The organism is Roseibium sp. QJM3NY_11, assembly GCF_056173175.1.
Genome location: NZ_CM149660.1, coordinates 1,371,611 through 1,389,265, shown reverse-complemented (window position 1 = coordinate 1,389,265; position 17,655 = coordinate 1,371,611). Strand labels below are relative to the sequence as shown.

The 17,655-nt window shown below is 61.6% G+C and carries 14 protein-coding genes; 2 read left to right on the top strand and 12 right to left on the bottom strand.

Going from position 1 to position 17,655, the window contains the following annotated elements; translation table 11 throughout:
• Nucleotides 1–65: 65 nt before the first annotated feature.
• Nucleotides 66–977, top strand: a complete 912-nt coding sequence (locus AC0VX3_RS06370; protein ID WP_475523998.1) for a LysR family transcriptional regulator — start codon at nucleotides 66–68, stop codon at nucleotides 975–977.
• A 12-nt stretch (nucleotides 978–989) separates the two neighbouring features.
• Here AC0VX3_RS06370 and glmM read toward each other — a convergent pair whose 3' ends face one another.
• The 12 genes from glmM to AC0VX3_RS06310 all read right to left on the bottom strand — a co-directional run bounded on the left by glmM (nucleotide 990) and on the right by AC0VX3_RS06310 (nucleotide 15,291).
• On the bottom strand, nucleotides 990–2,333 hold the full coding sequence (gene glmM / locus AC0VX3_RS06365; RefSeq protein WP_342892984.1) for a phosphoglucosamine mutase: 1,344 nt from the start codon (nucleotides 2,331–2,333) through the stop codon (nucleotides 990–992).
• Between the two features lie 294 nt (nucleotides 2,334–2,627).
• Entirely contained in the window at nucleotides 2,628–4,547 is a 1,920-nt protein-coding gene (gene ftsH / locus AC0VX3_RS06360; RefSeq protein ID WP_342892985.1) for an ATP-dependent zinc metalloprotease FtsH, read from the bottom strand.
• Between the two features lie 169 nt (nucleotides 4,548–4,716).
• Nucleotides 4,717–6,093, bottom strand: coding sequence for a tRNA lysidine(34) synthetase TilS (gene tilS, locus AC0VX3_RS06355; protein ID WP_475523997.1), 1,377 nt, complete (start codon nucleotides 6,091–6,093; stop codon nucleotides 4,717–4,719).
• Nucleotides 6,077–7,021 (bottom strand): tol-pal system protein YbgF, encoded by a 945-nt coding sequence (gene ybgF, locus AC0VX3_RS06350; RefSeq protein ID WP_475523996.1) that lies wholly within the window; start codon nucleotides 7,019–7,021, stop codon nucleotides 6,077–6,079. The genes tilS and ybgF overlap by 17 nt, the downstream gene beginning before the upstream one ends.
• Before the next feature lie 381 nt (nucleotides 7,022–7,402).
• Nucleotides 7,403–7,936, bottom strand: a complete 534-nt coding sequence (locus tag AC0VX3_RS06345; RefSeq protein ID WP_475523995.1) for a dihydrofolate reductase family protein — start codon at nucleotides 7,934–7,936, stop codon at nucleotides 7,403–7,405.
• Nucleotides 7,937–8,198: 262 nt separating this feature from the next.
• Nucleotides 8,199–8,684 carry a peptidoglycan-associated lipoprotein Pal gene (gene pal / locus AC0VX3_RS06340; RefSeq protein ID WP_342892988.1) on the bottom strand — a complete coding sequence of 162 codons (486 nt, stop codon included), beginning with the start codon at nucleotides 8,682–8,684 and terminating at the stop codon, nucleotides 8,199–8,201.
• Between the two features lie 167 nt (nucleotides 8,685–8,851).
• Nucleotides 8,852–10,201 (bottom strand): Tol-Pal system beta propeller repeat protein TolB, encoded by a 1,350-nt coding sequence (gene tolB, locus AC0VX3_RS06335; protein WP_475523994.1) that lies wholly within the window; start codon nucleotides 10,199–10,201, stop codon nucleotides 8,852–8,854.
• Nucleotides 10,202–10,246: 45 nt separating this feature from the next.
• Nucleotides 10,247–11,197: an energy transducer TonB gene (locus AC0VX3_RS06330; RefSeq protein ID WP_475523993.1), complete on the bottom strand. Its 951-nt coding sequence runs from the start codon at nucleotides 11,195–11,197 to the stop codon at nucleotides 10,247–10,249.
• Nucleotides 11,198–11,203: 6 nt separating this feature from the next.
• Nucleotides 11,204–11,653: a protein TolR gene (gene tolR / locus AC0VX3_RS06325; protein WP_348151850.1), complete on the bottom strand. Its 450-nt coding sequence runs from the start codon at nucleotides 11,651–11,653 to the stop codon at nucleotides 11,204–11,206.
• A 2-nt stretch (nucleotides 11,654–11,655) separates the two neighbouring features.
• Nucleotides 11,656–12,363 (bottom strand): protein TolQ, encoded by a 708-nt coding sequence (gene tolQ / locus AC0VX3_RS06320; RefSeq protein WP_475523992.1) that lies wholly within the window; start codon nucleotides 12,361–12,363, stop codon nucleotides 11,656–11,658.
• Nucleotides 12,364–12,632: 269 nt separating this feature from the next.
• The gene (ybgC, locus tag AC0VX3_RS06315) at nucleotides 12,633–13,100 is read right to left on the bottom strand and encodes a tol-pal system-associated acyl-CoA thioesterase (RefSeq protein ID WP_475523991.1); all 468 of its coding nucleotides are present in this window, start codon (nucleotides 13,098–13,100) and stop codon (nucleotides 12,633–12,635) included.
• A 79-nt stretch (nucleotides 13,101–13,179) separates the two neighbouring features.
• The gene (locus AC0VX3_RS06310) at nucleotides 13,180–15,291 is read right to left on the bottom strand and encodes a methyl-accepting chemotaxis protein (RefSeq protein ID WP_475523990.1); all 2,112 of its coding nucleotides are present in this window, start codon (nucleotides 15,289–15,291) and stop codon (nucleotides 13,180–13,182) included.
• A gap of 525 nt (nucleotides 15,292–15,816) precedes the next feature.
• On the opposite strand from AC0VX3_RS06310, the gene AC0VX3_RS06305 reads away from it, so the two are divergent.
• Nucleotides 15,817–17,514: a methyl-accepting chemotaxis protein gene (locus AC0VX3_RS06305; RefSeq protein WP_475523989.1), complete on the top strand. Its 1,698-nt coding sequence runs from the start codon at nucleotides 15,817–15,819 to the stop codon at nucleotides 17,512–17,514.
• Nucleotides 17,515–17,655: the final 141 nt, after the last annotated feature.

The window sequence follows — 17,655 nt, the reverse complement described above, 5'->3', positions numbered from 1 at the left end:
TCTTAGGCACAAGAGCAACACAAAGCTAATGACGAATCTCACAGAGCTATATTAGAATTTTTAATATGGATCGTTTCCCGAACACGAACATACTGCTGGCCTTTGCAACGGTTGCCCGTGAGGGCAGCGTCTCGCGTGCGGCCGAGGTTCTCAATCTGACGCAGCCGGCCATAAGCCATCAGATCAAGCGTCTCAGCATCGACACCGGCATCGACCTGTTCGAGCGCACGGCGACCGGGCTTCGGATCACCCGGGACGGCGCGGCGCTCTTGCAGAAGGCAGAGCTTGTCCTGGAGGCAATGGCCGAGTTCCGGCGCAGCGCCCGCCAGCGCGCCGGCCGGATCAGCGGAAGGCTGAGGATCGGCACCATCGTGGATCCCGAATTCATTCGTCTGGGGAAATTGCTGAATGAATTGCGGGTCGAATATCCGGACATCGAAGCCGAGCTGGTTCACGGTGTCAGCGGCAATGTGCTTGTCAGAACCAAGCGTGGTCAGATCGACGCCGGATTTTATCTCAGCGGCCGGGATGAGATCGGCCAGCTGGGCCAGGAGGGCGAAGACCAGATCCACGCCGTGAAACTGGCCGATTTCGACTACAAGGTCATCGCACCTGTGGGCTGGCAGAACCGGATTGAACATGCGGGATGGCCGGAACTGGCCCAGATGCCCTGGATCGGCACACCCGAGGTCTCGGTTCACCACCGTCTGCTTGGCGCGATTTTCGAAAAACACGGCTGCAAGCAGAACGTGGTCGCGCTGGTCGACCAGGAGGCCTCCATGCTGGAGATGGTGCGCTCAAGCGTCGGCCTGAGTCTTGCCCGCGAGTCCATCGCTTTGCATCAAAGACAGTCCTTCGGCCTTGCGGTCTGCAACGCGGTCTCGGTCCCGGCATGCCTGAGTTTTGTGACCTTGAAACGCCGAAGGAAAACGCCCGCCATTGCCGCGCTGTTTGAGCTCTTGCAGACCATCTGGTGAAGACCGCCCGGATCAGGCCGCGGCCGTCGCCACCACCCCGGCAATGTCGTTGACGACCTGCTTCACAAGCTCGGCGTCGTCGCCTTCCGCCATCACCCTGATCAGCGGCTCCGTGCCGGACGCCCTGATGACCAGTCGGCCGGACGTGCCCAGGCGCGCTTCGCCGTCCACGATCGCCGACTTGACACGATCCAGCTCAAGCGGCGCACCGCCCTGGAAACGCACATTCTTCAGGATCTGGGGCACCGGTTCGAAACGGCGGCAGACTTCCGACACGGGCTTGTCCTGATCCTTGACGCAGGCCATCACCTGCAGGGCCGCGATCAGGCCGTCCCCCGTGGTAGCGAAATCGGACAGAACGATATGGCCGGACTGCTCGCCGCCGACATTGTAGCCGTTTGCCCGCATGTGCTCGACCACGTAGCGGTCGCCGACCTTGGTCCGGGCCAGTCCCAGGTCCAGGCTTTGCAGATAGCGCTCCAGCCCGAGGTTCGACATCACCGTGGCGACGATGCCCGGTGCCGACAGCCGGTTGTTGGCCTGCCAGGACTGGGCCACGACCGCCATCAGCTGGTCGCCGTCGACCACCGCGCCGTTTTCATCGACGATGATGACCCGGTCGGCGTCACCGTCGAGCGCAATGCCGATATCGGCACGCGTTTCATGAACCTTCGCCGACAGGGCGTCGGTCGAGGTCGAACCGCAGTCCTTGTTGATGTTGAAGCCGTCTGGGGAGACGCCCATCGAAATGACATCGGCTCCAAGCTCCCAGAGCGCTTCGGGGGCCACCTTGTAGGCGGCGCCATTGGCGCAATCGATGACGACTCGCAGGCCTTCCAGGTTCATCTCCCGCGGCAGCGTGCGCTTGGCAAACTCGATATAGCGTTGCTGGGCACCGTCGATGCGTTTCGCCCGGCCCAGGTCGCTTGCCCCGGGAAGCCGCGACGTCAGGTCGGTCTCGATCAGCTTCTCGATGGTTTTTTCAATCTCGTCGCTGAGCTTGAAACCGTCCGGACCGAAAAACTTGATGCCGTTGTCCTCGAAGGGGTTGTGCGAGGCGGAGATCATCACGCCGAGATCGGACCTCAGCGACCGGGTCAGCATGGCGACCGCCGGCGTTGGCATCGGGCCGAGCAGGAACACATCCATGCCCACTGACGTGAAGCCGGCAACCAGCGCCGTTTCCAGCATGTAGCCGGACAGGCGGGTGTCCTTGCCGATCACGACCCTGTGCCGGTGGCCCCCGTTCTTGAACACCAGCCCCGCGGCCATGCCAATCTTGAGCGCCATCTCGGCGGTCATCGGATATCGGTTCGCGCGTCCGCGAATGCCGTCGGTGCCGAAAAATTTACGCATGCATGATGCCTGTCTGAGAGGTTGTCGTGCGCCCTTATTAGCTCAATCGGGCCGGAAAACGATTCAAAAAATATTTGTGATTGTTACCAAATGCGCCCCTGTAGCCGCCCGCAAGGCAATATGCCCGGTAATGCCGGGCATCCCGGCGTGATGACAAACTCACGGCGTCATTCCGGATCGGCGCGCAGCGTTGCTGCACTTGTCCGGGAAGACCAACTGAGAACCTGTCAGCGGCCTGCAATGCAAGATGCCCGGCAACGCCGGGCATCCAGTTGTTCGGTTTGCCGGGTCCGGTCAGGACTGCGGCTGAGGCTCCATGCCACCGCTGGCTTCGTCGCCGCCGCGTTTGGCTCCAGCGGTCGGGACCGCAGAGGAACGTCCGACCGGCTGATCGTCGTCGGTGTCGCGCACCGGCGGCTTGCCATCCAGCAGCCCCTTGATCTCGTCCCCGGAGAGGGTCTCGTATTCCAGGAGACCCTTGGCGATCGTGTGGAGCTGGTCCTCGAAATCGCCCAGGATCTTCTTCGCGGTCTCATAGCCCTGATTTACGAAGGACTTGATTTCCGCGTCGACGATCTTCTGGGTCTCGTCGGCGACATTCTGGTTCTTGGCGACCGAATGGCCCAGGAACACCTCTTCCTGGTTCTCGCCATAGAGCAACGGCCCCAGCTTGTCGGACATGCCGAACTGGGTCGCCATGGCGCGGGCGAGTTTCGTCGCCATCTGGATGTCACCGGAAGCCCCGGATGTGACCTTCTCGTAACCGAAGATCATTTCCTCGGCGACGCGTCCACCCATGGCTACCGCAAGATCGGCCTTGCACTTGGCCCGGGTCAGGGACACCTGATCCTTTTCCGGAAGGCGCATGACCATGCCCAGCGCGCGCCCGCGCGGAATGATCGTGGCCTTGTGGATCGGATCGGACGCTTCCTGATGCAAAGCGACCAGGGCGTGGCCTGCCTCGTGATAGGCCGTCAGTTTCTTTTCTTCCTCGGTCATGACCAGCGTGCGCCGTTCCGCACCCATCATCACCTTGTCCTTGGCATCTTCGAATTCGGCCATGGTGACGAGACGCTTGGACCGCCGCGCGGCAAGCAGTGCCGCCTCGTTGACCAGGTTCATCAGATCCGCGCCGGAAAAGCCCGGAGTGCCGCGTGCCAGGGTTCTCACATCGACATCCGGTGCCAGCGGCACCTTGCGCATGTGCACCTTGAGGATTTTCTCGCGGCCGGTCACATCCGGGTTGGGCACAACGATCTGGCGATCGAAGCGGCCCGGACGCAGCAGCGCGGGATCGAGCACGTCGGGACGGTTGGTCGCCGCGATGATGATGACGCCTTCATTCGGCTCGAAACCGTCCATCTCCACGAGCAGCTGGTTGAGTGTCTGCTCGCGCTCGTCATTGCCGCCGCCGAGACCGGCGCCGCGATGACGGCCGACCGCGTCGATTTCATCGATGAAGATGATGCAGGGCGAGTTTTTCTTCGCCTGTTCGAACATGTCGCGGACACGGGAAGCGCCCACACCGACGAACATTTCAACGAAGTCGGAGCCGGAGATGGTGAAAAACGGCACATTGGCCTCACCGGCGACGGCACGGGCCGTCAGCGTCTTACCGGTGCCCGGAGGACCGACCAGCAGAACGCCGCGTGGTATGCGGCCGCCGAGGCGCTGGAATTTCTGCGGATCACGCAGGAACTCGACGATCTCCTGCAGATCTTCCTTGGCTTCATCGATGCCGGCAACGTCCTCGAAGGTCACCCGGCCATGGGCCTCGGTGAGAAGCTTCGCCTTGGACTTGCCGAACCCCATGGCCTTGCCACCGGAGCCCTGCATCTGGCGCATGACGAAAATCCAGATACCCAGAATGATCAGCATCGGCAGCCAGGAGAACAGGGCGCCGAGCAGCGGCGAGCTTTCCGCAGGCGGCCGCGCGTTGATCAGCACGCCGTTGTTGCGAAGTTCGTCCACATACTGCGCGCCGTCCGGAGCGTAGGTCTGGAAGGCACCGCCGCTGTTGTAGGCACCGGTGATCTTCTGCTCCTGGATCGTGACCGACCTGACCTCGCCGTTATCGACCTGCTTCATGAAGTCCGAATAGGCAATGTCATTGGTTGCGCTGTGCTGCGCAGGGCTCTGGAACAGCTGAAACAGTGCGATCAGCAGCAGCGCGATGATCACCCAAAGAGCAAAGTTGCGAAAATGTGCGTTCATTTCGTTTCCTTAACCGCCCGACGCGACTTAACTCACGCGGTCACATTTCTTTACAGCGAACATAGGTCGCCCGATGCCCGCTGCCAAGGCGGTGCGCCATTGTTGCGCAGATGCACTGACTATTTTATTAAGCCGGCAGGTCTATCAGATGATCGGCGCCGAGAAAACGTCAGTTTTCGCCCTCATCGTCGCCGTCATCCGCAAAATTGGCCGTCAGACGCTCCTGGAAGGGCAAGCGCTCCAGTTCCGCGCCTTTGGACCCGTTAAAATTACCGATGCCATCTGCCGCCGGCAGGCAGGACGACCAGAGATCTCCGGTCTCCGTCCAGACGACGGGCACGCAATCGAACGCGGCTTTCGGCCAGCCATCCGGCCGGACAACCTGCCGGACACTGCCTGGCGCCGCAAGCAGCGGCCCGAGACACAGCGCCGGCAGCGGCGTTCCGCCCTCCGCCCGTTCGGGCACACGGTAACGGAACCGGTTGTCCCAGACCCCCTCACCGGTCACGCCGGCCAGCGTTTCGGGGGGTGTGCGCCCCGGCTCTCTCCAGCAGAACAGCGTTTCCGCGTCACCATGAAAAAGCACCCCCGCAAGGGTGTGGCGGCAGGCGCCATCCGTCATGAGCACACGGTCCAGGGCCGCCAGCTTGCGCAATCGGAGCCGCGGCGCAGCGCCCGTCGCCCGGCCGATCAGCGCCGACAGCAACCTCAGCCGGAGTTCCTCGGCAAGCCCGCGGAACGCCGCACGCTCAAGTTTGAGCGGCCCGGCCGGATGGTCGGTGACCAGCCGCCTGAAAACATCGCGGACAGCCCGGTCAAGAGCGTCTCCTGCCCGGCGGATATTTCCGGCGGTCCGGGCGATGCGCTCCACGGTGAGCCCCTCGTCCTTAAGAAGTGCCATGATCGCCCTCAGGCGGCTTCTCTTGTATTTTGTGTCCGTGTTGGAAGGATCGGTGCACCAGGTCAGACCGCGCTCGGCAAGACTGGCCTCGAGCCGGGCCCTGGGCACACTCAGGAACGGCCGCAGCAGCCGCAGGCCTTCCGGACCTGCCGGTTCGTCGTCCGCCATAGCGCTCAGGCCGACGACACCGCTGCCGCGTGTGAGCCGGTCCAGAAAGGTCTCCGCCTGGTCGTCCAGATGATGCGCCAGCAACAGCGCCTGCGCACCGGATCGGTCCATATGCGCCGCCATGAGCCGATAGCGCGCAAGCCGCGCCTGCTCCTGAATGTTGCGTCCGGGCCTGTCACCGGCCCAGTGGAGGATGGTGCAGGACAGGTTTCGCGCGCCGGCGCATTTCGCCACGAAGGCCGCCTCCGCGCCACTTTCCGGGCGCAGTCCGTGATCGACGCAGAGGACCTCCAGCGTGCCGCGCCAGCCGCTGCGCCGTTTCCATTCGCTCAGCAGGGTCATCAGGCACAGGGAATCCGCGCCGCCGGAAACGGCAACCGCAAGATTTGAAAAAGGAATCAGCCGGGAAAAAAGGGCATCGACTTGATCGTCCGGGAGCCAGGCGGGCTCGACCGGTGCGTCAGGCGCATTGGGCACGGCGACGCTCATCCCGGGCCTGTGACAGGACTGCGGGAGCGGCATTCGGATACTTGTTCAGGAGCTCGGAAAACGTCGCGCAGGCAGCTTCGGATTCGCCCAGGCCATGCAGCGACATGCCAAGTTTCAGCAGGCTGTCCGGACTCTTGTCGTTCCCGGGATGGTCGGTATAGGTCTTCAGGAAAGCATCCGCCGCTTCCCGGTAGTCCTTTTGCGCCAGCAGGCTCTCGCCCAGCCAGTATTGCGCATTGGCCGAAAGTCCGCTGTCCGGGTAGCTCTCCAGAAATTCGCGAAACCCGCGCTCGGCGCCGGCATAATCGCCGTTCACCGCGAGGGAGTAGGCCGCATTGTAGTCCAGTTGGGGATCACCGCCGCCGATGACATTCGCGATCTGGTCATCATCGGTCGCCAGGCCCGGATCGGGTGCGATGTCCCGGCCGGTGCCCGGAAGATTTTCCAGGCCGTTGGCCAGCGCGGACAGGTCGATCGGCCCGTCGGTGGGCAGGCCTGTCTCATAACCGCCCGTCTGGTCCCAGCCACCGTCTCCCGAACCGCTTGCGGGCAGCGTCGCCAGGTCTCCTCCCGGGGCAACCAGCGCGCCGCTCTGCGGCACGCCATCCCGGTCAAGGCCCGGAGCCGTCGAACCGGGCACGATGTCGGATCGTTTGCCCGGCGTGCCGCTTTCGAGCTGCTGGAAGCGGTATTCGTTGTCCTCCTGCATGCGGCGCATCTGGTCCTGCAGCTCCCGCATCTGAAAGGACAATTGCTCGATTTGCCCGGTCAGCACCCGGATGCGTTCTTCCAGTTGACCGATCCGCACTGATGAATCGTTGTTCTTGCGTCCGAACAACTGGGCTTCGGACGGTGTGGCAGCGGCGATCATCACCATCGCCAAAAGGAGACCTGTCAGTCCCTTGAAATGTCGCATTCGCTCCTCCGGTTGGGAATTATGAGAGCGGCCGGTCCGCAACCGTCATCGGCGGCTGTCCGGTCGGCCCACGGTTCCTTCCGCATGATGTCTTATCATGACCGGCTTCGTACTCAAGGGCACACAGCGCCCCGACTTCGGCTAAATTTTGACCAAGGTGGCCTCCCGGGCGGAGAATTCCGTCAATTTCACCGGCCGCAACGAAAAAGGCCGGGCAGTCGGCCCGAGCCACTCCGTCTGTAGGCCATGGCCGGTGACCTTTCTGACCGCCCGTTGCTTATTGGTGCGCGGCTACATTTCGAATGAAGGGGTTTCGGATTGCGGACGAAAGGCCAGTACATGGCTGGCCGCATATCGAAATCCAATGTCCGGTTCACACCCCTAAGCGACCTTGTATCTTGACGTGACCAATCCAGATGGAAATGACTTCGACTCCAAAAGCTGCAGGTCAATATCCGCATGCAATGACCCAAACATCCGTTTGCCCTTCCCGATAAGGATTGGAACAACGGTCACGGTCATATCTGCGATCAGTCCTTCGCGCATGAAGCTTTGAATGATTTTGCCGCCGTCGATATAGGCACGTTTCCAGCCTTGCTTCGACAGGGACGCCATAAGTTGTCGCGGCGAGAGTGCACTTACGGTCACTTTGACACGAAGGTCTTCAGGGACATCTCCTTGCGTCATGGTCTGGCTCAATACGACAACCGGCTTTTCATAGGGCCAGGCACCGAAAGTGAGTGTGGTCCGAAACGAGCCACTCCCCATGACCAGCCCATCGACTGACGCCATGAACGCATCATGGCCATGCTCTTCGCCCTCGGTCTTTTGCTTCATCAGCCAATCAAGGCCAAAGTCTTCTCTTGCGACAAATCCATCGAGACTCATTGCCATAAACATATGACCTGTTGTCATTTTCACCTCTTGTGAGTGGACATGGAAGCCACGCTATTCCTGACGCTGATGAACACAAGGCGCCTACTCACCCATGCTGGTGGACAAAGCGTCCGGACTACAAATTTTAAAAGGCCCCGAAACAGATATAGGTTTCGTCGAAATTCGGTCGTAAAACAAGAAAACCTGCCAGCTTTTCAGCTGACAGGCTTCATAAGGTTGTGTCCGGCAGAACGGAATGGCTCCCTTTCGGCCCGGCCTTCGCGTTCGCAAAACAGCGCCGTCAGTTGGTGGCGTTGTTCAGGACCGTCACGGCGCGGCGGTTCTGGGACCAGCAGCTGTTGTCGTTGCAGACCGCGACCGGCCGTTCCTTGCCGTAGGAAATCGTCTTGATCCGCGACGCGTTCACGCCTTGCGAAACCAGATAGTCACGCGCGGCCTGCGCACGGCGTGCGCCCAGCGCGATGTTGTACTGGCGCGTGCCGCGTTCGTCCGCATGGCCCTCGACGGTAATCGTGTACTGCGAATATTTGCTCAGCCATTTGGCCTGGTTCGCCAGCGTGGCCTGTGCCTGGGAGTTCACGACCGACTGGTCTTCCTCGAAGAACACGCGGTCGCCGACATTGACCACAAAATCCTGCCCCGTGCCCGGCTTCACATTGCTCGACAGTCCGTCCGGCTTCGTCTGGGCACATGCCGCCGCGAACATCACGGCAAAACAGACAGCCAGCCAGCGCGCGCCCTGTGTGGCGATTACACTCTTGATCATTCCAGTCTCCTAAGCCCCAACCCCGAAAACCCCGTTTTTGAGAACCTCGGCCCGGGACCACCCGGTTCTTGGTAAACGCTTTCTAGCCAAAACCGGTAAAAAACGTCTTTTCAAACGTGGTTAGCGAAAACTTAACACGACCTGCTCCTGCAGGCCGAACCTCTTCTTCAGTCGATCAGCGGCGACCAGGACGGATCCGATGCGAATGCCGGTGTCTCGACGCGCTGTTCGTTGTAGCCGGTCAGGTCCACGGTCCAGACCTGCGGCCCGCCGTTGGCGCCCGGCGTGTCGCGGAAGAACACCAGGACACGGCCGTTGGGCGACCAGGCCGGCCCCTCGTTGTGATAGCCCTCGGTCAGGATCCGCTCGCCCTTGCCGTCCGGCCGGATGACACCGATCATGAACCGGCCCTGATGCTGCTTGGTGAAGGCGATCAGGTCACCGCGCGGCGACCAGACCGGCGTGGAATACCGGCCCGGGCCGAAGGAAATGCGCTGAGCCTCGCCGCCACCCGCGCTCATGACATAGAGCTGCTGGGTGCCGCCCCGGTCCGATTCGAACACGATCCGGCCACTGTCCGGCGAATAGGACGGGCTGGTATCAATCGCCGCGGTGTTGGTCAGGCGGGTGGTGCGGCGCGAGCGCAGGTCCATCTTGTAGATATTCGCGTTGCCGCCCTGCTGCAGGCTCATGACGACGCTCTGCCCGTCGGGCGAGAACCTGGGGGCAAAGGTCATGCCCGGGAAATTGCCGACGATTTCGCGCTGTCCCGTCTCGATGTTGAGCAGGTAGACGCTCGGATCGTTGCCGCCATACGACATGTAGGTGACCTCCTGGCTGGTCGGCGAGAAGCGCGGTGTCAGCACAAGGTCGTCGCCGCGCGTCAGGTAGCGCACATTGGCGCCGTCCTGGTCCATGAGGGCCAGACGCTTGACGCGCTTGTCCTTCGGACCGGTCTCGTCGACATAAACGATACGGGTATCGAAATAGCCTTTTTCACCCGTCAGCCGCTCATAGATCGCGTCCGCGATGATATGTGCCAGCCGGCGCCAGTTTTCCGGTGTGGTGTAGAACTGCTGGCCGAGCATCTGCTCCTGCGCGAACACGTCCCAGAGACGAAATTCGGCTTTCAGGCGGCCGTCCGCCTGCTTGATCACAGTGCCGGTTACGAGGGCCTGGGCGCTGATCTGGCGCCAGTCCCCGAAACGCGGCGTGGAGTTCACGCTCATGTTCTTCTGGATGAAGCTTGCCGGGTCGAGCGGCTGGAACAGGCCGGACCGTTTCAGATCGGCGGCAATGACGTTGGTCATGTCGCCGGCGAGCCTGTTGTCGCCGCCTTCCGCGGAAAAGGACGGCAGCGCGATCGGCAACGGCTCGATGTTGCCCTGGGTGATATCGATCTCCACAAGCGCGGCGGCCGGCAGTGGCCCCATCACGGCCAGGGCTGTTGCGACAAATGCGAGCCCCAGGGCCTTCCGGCCGGCAAGAACAGAAAGTCTTTTCAGAATTTCGCGCATGAGCAGTACAGCTCCCTCATTGATTTGAAATCCGGCTTGGCCGGACTATCCCCCGAGCATTTCTCTCGGGTCGAAATTGATGATGACTTCCTGCCACGCGTCATACTTGGCAATTGGCAGAGAATATGGCTGACAGCGCATGATCGCACGAACGGCGCTGCTCGCGGCGGCCCGGAAGGCCGGATTGCCGCTTGAGTTGAGGATTTCCGGCGAGCTGGATACCTCGCCGCTTTGCGACAGGCTGAAGCGCACCCGGACCTTGAGTTCATCCGCGCCGACGGCCCCGACCGGCGGGCTCCAGCATTGCGCCACCTGACCGCGCAGCGCGTCGAGTTCGGACTGGCTCATGCGCACATCCTGCGCGCCTGTGCGTGAACCCAAAGAGGCTGGCTGTTCGGAGGCCTGGCCCGTCTGCTGCGCGGGTTCCACCTTGTTGAGCAGCGCCGCGATCTGGTTGCTGTTGAAATCGTCACTGGGCGGCTCGGGCGTCCGGCGCGGCGGTGTCGGCTTCGACCTCGGCGCGACGCTGGTGACGATCGGCTGCGGTGCCGGGGCGGCCTCCTGCTGCGGCTCGGGCTCGGGCGCCGGTTCCGGCTCGGCGGCCGGCACCGCCTCGGCAGCGGGGGCCGGTTCCGGGGCCGGCGCGGGCTCGGGTTCCGGCTCCGCAACCGGTTCAGGCTCGGGTTCCGGGACGGGAGCCGGCGTCGGCGATGGCGTCGGCGGGGTCGGCTGCTGCTCCTGGCTTTCGCCCGGTTTGTCCGCCGGCTGCGGTGGATCTTCCGCAGGCGTCTCGCTGGGCTGAACCGCGGCCACTTCCCTGACTTCGGCGGTCTTCTCGCCGATCCGGAGCCGGGTGAACTCCTCCACCGGAACCAGGTCCACCGGCAGGGATTCCACTTGCGGAACGGAAAAGCTCTCCGCGTCCGGCAAGGCGATCAGGCCCCAGAGCAAGATTGCCGAATGACCGGCCAGAGACGCGATGAGACCAGCGCGCATGACGCGTTACGAGTCCCGTTCTTCCAGAGTGACCAGACCGAGCCGTTTGAACCCGGCCGCGCTTATCCGGGCCATGAGTTGCATCATGGTCCCGTAGTCCGCATCCTGATCGCCGCGCACATAGATGCGCTCCTCGTAGCCGTTGGCCGCGATCGCCTCCAGCTTCGGCACGATCTCGTCGATGGTGATCGGCGTGTCCTGTATGAAGAATTCTCCGGCCGAGTTCACCGAAATCGTTATCGGCTCCGTGTCGCCTTCAAGCGCCTTGGCCCGGGTTTCGGGCAAGTCGATCGGAACGCCGACCGTCAACAGCGGAGCGGCGACCATGAAGATGATCAGCAGAACCAGCATGACATCCACGAAGGGGGTCACGTTGATCTCGCTCATGGGCGCATGTCTGGCCCTGCGGCGGCCGCGCCGCCCTCCAGACTGTCCGGAACCGACCTGCATGGCCATGGTCAGGCCCTCTCGTCGATCTGGCGGGACAGGATGGCGGAGAATTCGTCGGCAAAGCCTTCCATCCGCGCGACCGCCTTGCCCACGTCCGAATTGAACTTGTTGTAGGCAATCACCGCCGGAATCGCGGCCAGCAGGCCGAGAGCGGTCGCAAACAATGCTTCCGCAATGCCCGGTGCGACAACCGCAAGGTTCGTGCTTTCTGACGCCGCGATCGCCTGAAACGCCGTCATGATGCCCCAGACCGTACCGAACAGGCCGATGAAGGGCGCGGCGGACCCGACCGTCGCCAGGATCAGCAGCCGGTTTTCAAGCAGCTCCGCCTCACGCTGGATGGTGACGTCCATGACCCGGTCGATCCGCTGCTGCAGACTGCCGATGGCCGGACGCGCGCCCTCGTGGCTGCGTTTCCATTCGCGCATCGCGGCCACGAAGATCGCCGCCATGGAATGGTTCACGCGGTTGTGAAGCGTGTTGTAGAGCTCTTCCAGAGACTGGCCCGACCAGAACACGGTCTCGAACCGGTTCATCTGCCGCCGGGTCCGGCCGACCAGCATGAGCTTGTCGACGACGATCGCCCAACACCAGACAGAAGCGCCCAACAGGCCGACCATCACGATCTTGACGACGATATGCGCCTGCCAGAACAGCGAGAAGAACGAAATGCCGCTGTCCGGCGTTGCCAATGTCGATTGGACGAGTGTTTCCATAAATTCAATGACCCCTGGGTCGTCTGTCGCTGTGATGCGTTCATGGTTCCGAAAACGGCAGCGAGGAACCGGGAACGATCGACCGGTTCATGTGACCAGCCGCCTCTCTGACGTTCGATTTTGTCAAAACTGGGACTTTTCCAGCCAAAGGAAGTCCCGCTCTAAAGGAATCAATTAAGGTTACTGCCAGATTAACGCAGTGTTTTGTATTGAAAGTTATTTTTTGGCCGCGTCAATGGCCCGGACACGAAAGAAACCCGCAAGGGCTTTCAATCACGTCCAGATTCGCCGGGCGAATGCTCCAGAAGCTTTTCCGCCAGTGTCTTCGGCAGGCGGGCCGGACGCCCTTCCATCGTGATCACGGCGATCGTCACCGCGGCCGATACGAGAAGCTCTTCATCCCGGTAGATCAGCTGATCGAGCCGGATACGGGCGCCCTTGCATTCGGCAAGGCTGGTGCGCACCTCCAGAACATCGTCGATGCGGGCCGGCTTTTGAAAATCCAGCGTCATCGAGCGCACGGCAAACGCCAGCACGGCCCCATGGCTGCCGGATGCCATTTCCTTGTGATGAATACCGATCAGGCGCAGGAAATCGGACCGGGCCCGCTCGAAGAACCGCACGTAGGCGCCGTGATAGACGATGCCCGTGAAATCGGTGTCCTCGTAGTAGACCCTGACGGGAAGAACATGTCCGCCCGCTTCGAGGCGGCCTGCAAGGTCCGGCCAGTCCGACACAATGAACTCCTGTTCCCGTTCAAGAAAATGCCGCCCGGTCAGCCGACCGGACGGCACCTCGTCCTACCTATCGCCGCAATCAGGCCGCCGCAACCTCGGAAAGGAATTTCTCGACCGAGCCGCGCAACTGTTCTGCCTGCTGCTTCATCTCCAGCGTCGCCGTGAGCATGTCGCCCACCGCTTGCGAGTTTTCGGCAACGCCCTCGTTGAGGGAAGCCACCGTCGCGGCGACGCTGCGCGTGCCGTCGGCTGCCTCCGCCACGTTGCGCGAGATCTCGCTGGTCGCCGATCCCTGCTCCTGGACGGCACTGGCGATGGTCGTCGTATAGGAATTGACCTCCTCGACGGAGTCCGACACCCGGGCGATCTCCTTTACCGCTTCCGAGGTGGAGGCCTGGATCGCGGCGATCTGTGTCGAGATTTCCTCGGTGGCCTTGGCGGTCTGACCCGCCAGGGATTTCACTTCGGAGGCAACAACAGCGAAGCCCTTGCCCGCATCGCCGGCCCGGGCCGCCTCGATGGTCGCGTTGAGAGCCAGCAGGTTGGTCTGTTCGGCGATCTCGGAAATCAGCGAGACCACGTCGCCGATCTTGTTTGCGGCGTCTTCAAGACCGGAAATCTTGGAGTTCGAGCTTTGTGCCGCTTCCGTGGTCTTTTCCACGATGGAGGCGGTCGTCTCGACCTGCCGGGAGATTTCGGAGATGGAGGCATTCAGTTCCTCGGTCGCGGAGGCAACCGCCTGCACGTTCGAGGACGCGTTTTCGGAAGTGGAAACGGCCGCCTGCCCCTGTTCGGAAGCGGAAGCGGACCGATCGTTGAGCGACGAGGACACCGCTTCGACACGGGCAATGTTGGTTTCCACCAGTTCGAGCACGGTCTGGGACTCGGCCCGGAACGCCGCGATCAGGGAATCGATCAGTTTTTCCCGGTCCATACGGGTGATGTGCCCCACCTTGCGCTCGGCCGCCAGGCGCTCGCGCTCGACGGAATTGTCCTTGAAGACCTCGATGCAGCGCGCCATGCGCCCGATCTCGTCCTGCCGCCCGGTCGCCTCGACCTCGACCTCGAGATCGCCGTCGGCGATCTTTCGCGCCGCGCCCGCCAGCCGTTCCAGCGGTGCGAACATGCGCCGCGTGACGAACCAGATCAGGCCGACAATCGGGATCAGGCAGAGAAAGCCGGAAAGGATCGCACCGAAGGTGATACGGTCCGCCGCCGCCGACAGCTCCGTCTGCCGAAGCGCCTGCACGACACCATAGGACGTTTCCTGGAATGTGCCGGAAGCCTCGGCATAGCGGTAGTTGTCGCCGTCAAGCACGATCTGGCTGTCGCCCGCGGAAATGCTTTCGAGCGAATGCAGGCTGCCGGCATCTCCCCTGGCATCAAGAGCGGCGAGCTGGCCGCCGGCTTCCATCAGGAACACCTGTTCGCTGTCACCCAGTCCGGCCGGTTCGTTCAGCAGAGCCGCCAGTCGTTCCATGTTGGCCGAAAAGGCGACCGCGCCGAAAAACCGGTCGAGATAAAAAACCGGCGCCGCCAGCACCAGGGAGACCTTGCCGTCCTGTCCCGCGATGAAACCGGAAGAAAAGATCTGTCCGGCGGCGAGCGTCTCGTCCCGGGAGGCATCGAACAGCTTGCCGAGCGCAATCTGGATCGGCAGGCCCTTGATGTCGGTGTCGTCAACATGAAAGGCAAACTCCGCGCCCTTGCCGTAGGTATAGGTGATGAAGCCGTCGGGATTCGTCAGCGCGGCATCGGAGAACAGGCCCTGCCCGACCACGTCCTGATAGATCGGATGGACCGCCTTGTGATTATTCACGTAGTAGTTGGACTCGGTCGGCTCGACCAGCAGGTGCCGTTCATGCGCCGGATGCGGATTGTCGGTCACGAAGATCTTCCGCAGGGTCTCTTTCTGGCCCTCCTTCAGGTTCTTCCACCCGACCAGGGTCTTCATGAGACTGTCCTTGGCCTCTTCCAGCGAGACGAAGAATGTTGCGCTCGTCGTGACCTGGTCCAGCGCCAGTTCCAGCACCTTCTGCTTGGCCCTGGTCGCGCTCTGCAAACCGGCATCCGCCTGACCGTTGGCCACATCCCGCGAAATCGTCGATGTCACGGTGACAATGGCGACGCACATGGTCAGCGCGCCTGCCAGAAACATCAGCACCAATTTAGAAGATAGTCTCTTACGCATGAATCCCCCCGCGTGGTTAACGGGACGCTACGCCGACAGGAAAGAATAAATACTTAATGGCAGCGTTGACCATGACAAAACCTACAGGAATTGAAATAGTTCTCCGTTTTCGACTTGAGGCAGGCGCGGTGAAAGCCTGCGTTACTCCACCCCGCCCCCGGAGCAAACCCAGATCCGGCAGTCAGGTCAGGCGGGCAGGTCAGGCAAGGTGAGGTGCCGGTCCCCCAGTTGTATCGGCCCTTCCTCAAGAAGCCCCGAAGCTCTTGTGCAGTTGCGAAAAAAACTGACAACAACGTTTTAAAACCGACCAAAAAAATCTGATGACAGAAGAGCATTTCCATTCAATTTCAGGAGTTTTCACTAACACCATACATCAGATATCTGCTTTTCCGACAATGAGAACGAGCAAAGAACAAGAAAATTTCAATCAGACAACCGATTGCCCGAATTTATCCTCCTGTTCAAATTAAATTAACAATATCAATTGATTATGATGAAAACGCCATCACCATTAGGACCTTCGACATGCTCCTCGATAAATTCCGTATCGGATTCAAGATCTGGATCCCGGTCGTCAGTCTGGCCGTCTTCACACTTGCGCTCGTCACGTATGATCTCTTGTCGCTGCGATCGATCCTCTACGGGGAACGCACTGCAAAAACCCAGACGGTTGTGGAGATCACCAACTCCGTTCTGAATTATTTCCACAAGCTGGAAACTTCCGGAGAGTTGAGCAGGGAAGAAGCCCAGGAGTGGGCGCGCAACGTCGTTCGTGCGATCCAGTTCGACGGCAACAACTACGCCTTCGTTCAGAGCTATGACGGAACCCGCATGGTCAGCGCCAACAAGGCCAGCGAAGGAACAAACGCATGGGATTCGCAGGACAAGAGCGGCAAGTACCATGTGCGTGAGATCATCGAGGTTGCCCGCAACGGCGGCGGCGTCGTGACCTACACGTGGAACCGCAAGGGAGAGGAAGCGCTGAGCCCGAAGTCCACCTGGTCGGCAGCCTTCGAACCCTGGGGCTGGGTAACGGCTGCGGGCGTTTATGTTGACGACGTCTCGAAAGCTTTCTGGACCAAGGCCAGCACGATGCTCGGCTTCCTGGCCGTGGCCGGCATCATCGCCGGCATCATCGCGATCGCGACGATCCGCAACATCGTTGTGCCGCTGAAAGGCCTGACACGCAGCATGAAGACACTGGCTGACGGCGACACCGCGGTCGAAATCACCGGCATGCGGCGCGGCGACGAGATCGGCGAAATGGCGGAAACCATGGAAACCTTCGTTGCCAACGAAAACGCACGCCGGGAGCTGGAGCACAAACAGAACGAACGCCAGCAACTGGACCTGCAACGCTCGGACAACATCCAGGATCTTTCCTCGAAATTCGACATCCAGATCACAGGTCTGCTGAACACGATCACCGGATCGGTGGAAAGCCTGCAGCATGCCTCCACCAATCTGAATTCGGGAGCCCAACAGACGACGGACCAGAGCGAAGCCGTCGCGTCCGCAGCCTCGACCGCTTCCGCAAACACGGAGACGGTTGCAGCCGCCGCAGAGGAACTCGCCGCGTCGGTTGCCGAAATCAGCCGCCAGGTATCCGCTTCCAGCGAAATCGCCTCGCAGGCCACCGAGCAGGCCTCCTCCACGAACGAACGCATCCATGGCCTGTCCGAAGCCGCCGCCAAGATCGGTGAAGTCGTCACGCTCATCCAGGCGATTGCCGAGCAGACCAATCTGCTGGCACTCAATGCCACCATCGAGGCCGCCCGTGCCGGTGAGGCCGGCAAAGGCTTTGCGGTTGTCGCGGCCGAAGTGAAGGAACTGGCGACACAGACCTCCAAGGCAACGGAGGAGATTTCCTCGCATATTTCGAGCATTCAGGGCGAAACCAGTCACGCGGTCGAAGCCATCGGCGCCATCACGGGCACGATCAGCAAGATCAACGAGATCACCAGCGGAATTTCGGCTGCGGTGGAGCAGCAGGGCGTCGCCACCAACGAGATTGCCTGCAACATCCAGCAGGCTGCCGCCGGTACGCAGGAAGTGACTGCCAACATAGGCGGCGTATCGTCTGCCGCCGGCGTTACCAACGAGGCCGCCGACATGGTCAATGCTGCCGCCCAAAGCCTTGACCGGGAAGCCAGGGAACTGCGTTCGAGTGTCGGAACCTTCCTGACCGGCATCAAGGAAAACTCCGCGAACGAGGCGGCCTGACCCTTAACCCGGCTCACCGTCGACCCGAAACAGAGGCAACGAGGCCGTCCCTTTGGGCGGCCTCTCAGCTTGTTGACAGGTTCCCAGTTGGTCATTCCGGACAAGTGCAGCGAAGCTGCGCACTGATCCGGAACCTGGCGC

Bases quoted from the DNA above. Each gene is read 5' to 3' on its own strand.
- AC0VX3_RS06370 (WP_475523998.1), top strand. From the start codon at position 66: ATGGATCGTTTCCCGAACACGAACATACTGCTGGCCTTTGCAACGGTT.
- glmM (WP_342892984.1), bottom strand. From the start codon at position 2,333: ATGCGTAAATTTTTCGGCACCGACGGCATTCGCGGACGCGCGAACCGA.
- ftsH (WP_342892985.1), bottom strand. From the start codon at position 4,547: ATGAACGCACATTTTCGCAACTTTGCTCTTTGGGTGATCATCGCGCTG.
- ybgF (WP_475523996.1), bottom strand. From the start codon at position 7,021: ATGCGACATTTCAAGGGACTGACAGGTCTCCTTTTGGCGATGGTGATG.
- AC0VX3_RS06345 (WP_475523995.1), bottom strand. From the start codon at position 7,936: ATGACAACAGGTCATATGTTTATGGCAATGAGTCTCGATGGATTTGTC.
- pal (WP_342892988.1), bottom strand. From the start codon at position 8,684: ATGATCAAGAGTGTAATCGCCACACAGGGCGCGCGCTGGCTGGCTGTC.
- tolB (WP_475523994.1), bottom strand. From the start codon at position 10,201: ATGCGCGAAATTCTGAAAAGACTTTCTGTTCTTGCCGGCCGGAAGGCC.
- AC0VX3_RS06330 (WP_475523993.1), bottom strand. From the start codon at position 11,197: ATGCGCGCTGGTCTCATCGCGTCTCTGGCCGGTCATTCGGCAATCTTG.
- tolR (WP_348151850.1), bottom strand. From the start codon at position 11,653: ATGGCCATGCAGGTCGGTTCCGGACAGTCTGGAGGGCGGCGCGGCCGC.
- tolQ (WP_475523992.1), bottom strand. From the start codon at position 12,363: ATGGAAACACTCGTCCAATCGACATTGGCAACGCCGGACAGCGGCATT.
- AC0VX3_RS06310 (WP_475523990.1), bottom strand. From the start codon at position 15,291: ATGCGTAAGAGACTATCTTCTAAATTGGTGCTGATGTTTCTGGCAGGC.
- AC0VX3_RS06305 (WP_475523989.1), top strand. From the start codon at position 15,817: ATGCTCCTCGATAAATTCCGTATCGGATTCAAGATCTGGATCCCGGTC.